Genomic DNA, 2,999 nt, shown 5'->3' with positions numbered 1-2,999 from the left:
TACAGCGGTCGCCGCTGGTTTACAACGTGGCCTCGCCGTGGACCGCCCAACCGCAGGCGGCGGCCGGTCTGGTCAGCACCGACGGCAAGTCGGGACTGATCGTGGTCAACCTCAAAGGCGGCGAGAACGACGCGCAGAAGAACGCCAAAACCTTGGCCGACGCCCTGGTGCACGACCGCGACGGCGTCACGGTCCGCGCCGGCGGCTCGGCAATGGAGTACGCCCAGATAAACAAGCAGAATCAGGAAGATCTGCTGGTCATGGAGATGATCGCGATCCCGCTGAGCTTCCTGGTGTTGGTGTGGGTGTTCGGCGGGCTGCTGGCGGCGGCGTTGCCGATGGCCTTGGGGGCGCTGGCCGTCGTCGGTTCCATGTCGGTGTTGCGGCTGGTCACCTTCACCACCGAGGTGTCGATCTTCGCGCTCAATCTGAGCACCGCGCTGGGCCTGGCGCTGGCCATCGACTACACGCTGCTGATCGTCAGTCGCTACCGCGACGAGCTGGCCGAGGGCGCCGACCGCGACGAGGCGCTGATCCGGACCATGGCTACGTCGGGCCGCACCGTGCTGTTCTCCGCGGTCACCGTCGCGTTGTCGATGTCGGCGACCGCGCTGTTCCCGATGTACTTCCTCAAGTCGTTCGCCTACGCCGGGGTGGCGACCGTCGCCTTCGTCGCCACCGCGTCGATCGTCATCACACCTGCCGCCATCGTGTTGCTGGGCCGCCATCTGGATTCGCTGGACGTACGCCGACTGGTGCGGCGCATCTTCCGGCGCGGCGAACCGGTGCACAAGCCCGTCGAGGAAATGTTCTGGTATCGCTCGACGAAGTACGTGATGAGCCACTGGTTCCTGATCGGGGTGGCCGTGGTGGCCCTGTTGCTGCTACTCGGGATGCCGTTCTTCTCGGTGAAGTGGGGCTTCCCGGATGATCGGGTGCTGCCGAAGTCCGCGTCGGCGCACCAGGTCGGTGACCAGTTGCGCACCAACTTCGCCAACGACTCCGCGACGGCGATCCCCGTCGTGATCCCCGACGCCCGCGGCCTCAACCCGCAAGACCTCGACTTCTACGCCGAGGAGGTGTCCCGGCTGCCTGACGTGAACTCGGTCGCGGCCCCCGGCGGGACGTTCAAGGACGGACACGTGATGGGCCCGCCTGCCGCGGCCACCGGCATGGCCGATAACAGCGCGTTCCTCACCGTGAGCAGCACCGCGCCGCTGTTCTCCAAAGCCTCCGACGCTCAGCTCAAGCGGCTGCACGAGCTACCCGGGCCGGCCGGCCGGTCGGTGGAGTTGGCCGGTGTCGCGCAGGTCAACCGCGACAGCGTCGACGCGGTGACCAACCGGCTGCCGCTGGTGCTGGGACTGATGGCCGTCATCACCTTCGTGCTGCTGTTCCTGCTGACCGGCAGCGTGGTGTTGCCGGTCAAGGCGCTGGTGTGCAACGTGTTGTCGTTGAGCGCGGCCTTCGGTGCGCTGGTATGGATATTCCAGGACGGTCACTGGGGCGCGCTGGGGACCACACCGAGCGGCACCCTGGTCGCCAACATGCCGGTGCTGCTGTTCTGCATCGCCTTCGGGCTGTCCATGGATTACGAAGTGTTTCTGGTCTCCCGTATTCGCGAATACTGGTTGTCCTCCGGCGCGGCCCGGCCGGCCAAGCCACGCCCGGCCGCGGCACACGCCGCCAACGACGAAAGCGTCGCGCTGGGTGTGGCGCGCACCGGTCGGGTCATCACCGCGGCCGCGCTGGTGATGTCCATGTCGTTCGCCGCGCTGATCGCCGCGCATGTGTCTTTCATGCGGATGTTCGGACTCGGGTTGACCCTCGCGGTATTCGCCGACGCCACCCTGGTGCGCATGGTGCTGGTGCCGGCGTTCATGCACGTGATGGGCCGCTGGAACTGGTGGGCCCCCAAGCCGCTGGTCTGGCTGCATGAGCGGTTCGGCATCAGCGAGGCGGGCGCATTCGAGGACCGTGGCGGCAGACCCGATCGCTATCCCGGCGATGACGCCGACACCGTCCGTCTCGAGGGTCTGCGCAACGGGCGCGAGGTGCCGGCGCGGGTGACCCGCGATGGTTGACGTGTCGGTGGGCGGGTTGCGCCGCCAGCGTGCCCCGCGCGGGTCGGGGGATCGGCTGCGGCACGAGATTCTGGACGCCGCCACGGAGCTACTGCTGGAGACCGGGCAGGCGCGGGCGGTGAGCATTCGTTCGGTTGCCCAACGCGTCGGCGTCACCTCACCGTCGATCTATCTGCATTTCCAGGACAAAAACGCGTTGCTGGACGCGGTGTGCGCCCGCTATCTGGGCCGGCTCGATTCGGAGATGGAACGCGCCGCGTTGGGCCAGTCGTCGACGGTGGACGTGCTGCGCGCCCAGGGGTTGGCTTATGTGCGGTTTGCGCTGCAGACCCCCGAGTTGTACCGGCTGGCGACCATGGGGGAGTTGCGGTCGGGCAGCAATGTCGACATGGCGCTGGACAGCTCGGCGTTCCAGCACATGTGCGCCTCGGTGCGGACGTTGATGGACGAGGGGATGTACCGGACCGACGATCCGACCACCATCGCGCTGGAGCTGTGGACCGCCGCGCACGGTGTGGCGGCCTTGTTGATCGCCAAGCCGCACCTGCCGTTCGGCGACGTCGAAGCGTTCGCCGACCGGGTGTTGGGCGCGGTGCTGTGCGGCCATATGGTGGCCGGGCTGGTCGGCTCGGAGGTCACCTCTGCGCAGTTGGTGGACTGGGTGGTGACCCGACGGTCGTCGGGGGAACAATGACGGCGGCGTGCACCGTCGACCACCCGTTTTTCGCGCGGATCTGGCCATTGGTCGCCGCCCACGAAGCGCAGGCCATCCGCGATTTGCGGCGAGAGAATGTGGCGGGGTTGGCGGGCCGGGTGCTGGAAGTCGGCGCGGGCACCGGAACCAATTTCGCGCTCTACCCGTCATCGGTTGACGAGGTGGTGGCGGTGGAACCCGAGCTACGGCTGGCCGCCCGG

2 protein-coding genes and 1 pseudogene are annotated in these 2,999 nt (G+C 67.7%); all 3 read left to right on the top strand.

The genetic code is table 11. The annotated features are described in order from the left end of the window. A partial coding sequence (locus tag A9W95_RS03010) for an MMPL family transporter (protein WP_067409157.1) occupies nt 1–2,084 on the top strand: 2,084 nt, incomplete at its 5' end. Continuing rightward, nucleotides 2,077–2,778 carry a TetR/AcrR family transcriptional regulator gene (locus tag A9W95_RS03005; protein WP_067409156.1) on the top strand — a complete coding sequence of 234 codons (702 nt, stop codon included), beginning with the start codon at nt 2,077–2,079 and terminating at the stop codon, nt 2,776–2,778. The genes A9W95_RS03010 and A9W95_RS03005, both read left to right, overlap by 8 nt. Then, a pseudogene (locus tag A9W95_RS03000) lies at nt 2,775–2,999 on the top strand (SAM-dependent methyltransferase); the annotation flags it as partial. The gene A9W95_RS03005 and the pseudogene A9W95_RS03000, both read left to right, overlap by 4 nt.

It is taken from the genome of Mycobacterium sp. 1423905.2 (assembly GCF_001673155.1).
Classification (GTDB): domain Bacteria; phylum Actinomycetota; class Actinomycetes; order Mycobacteriales; family Mycobacteriaceae; genus Mycobacterium.
Note: the sequence above shows the minus strand (reverse complement) of the source record. Positions and strands in the feature narration are given on the sequence as shown.

Bases quoted from the DNA above. Each gene is read 5' to 3' on its own strand.
- A9W95_RS03005 (WP_067409156.1), top strand. From the start codon at position 2,077: ATGGTTGACGTGTCGGTGGGCGGGTTGCGCCGCCAGCGTGCCCCGCGC.